Source organism: Stenotrophomonas sp. A3_2 (assembly GCF_036624925.1).
GTDB classification, from domain to species: Bacteria; Pseudomonadota; Gammaproteobacteria; order Xanthomonadales; family Xanthomonadaceae; genus Stenotrophomonas; species Stenotrophomonas hibiscicola.
Map to the genome: position 1 here is coordinate 1 of NZ_JAZKVY010000378.1, position 307 is coordinate 307.

The following is a 307-nucleotide window of genomic DNA, read 5'->3' on the forward strand; positions in this document are numbered from 1 at the left end:
CGAGGGTCTTGCCGATCGGCACGCCGAGAGAGCCGGTGACGCCGAGCCGGGTCGCCTGCGCCTGCGCGTTGCGCTTGCTCAGGCCCTCGACGTCCTTCCCCCGCCCCATGTAGCTGCTGGCCCGGTCGACGCGGGTACGGCCCTTCCGGTAGCGCACGACGCCGACGATCGCGAGCACGACGAGGGCGAGGACGATCGCCAGGAGCACCGCGACGATCCAGGTCGCGGCTGCCGGCCAGGGCACCCGACCGAGGATCACGCCGAGGGTGAACGCGAACGGGTCGCTCGGCAGCTCGACGCCGGTTCC

1 protein-coding gene is annotated in these 307 nt (G+C 73.0%); it reads right to left on the reverse strand.

Annotation, left to right across the window (positions count from 1 at the left end; all coding sequences use genetic code 11):
* A partial coding sequence (locus R5H29_RS22175) for a hypothetical protein (RefSeq protein ID WP_332329869.1) occupies positions 1–307 on the reverse strand: 307 nt, incomplete at both ends.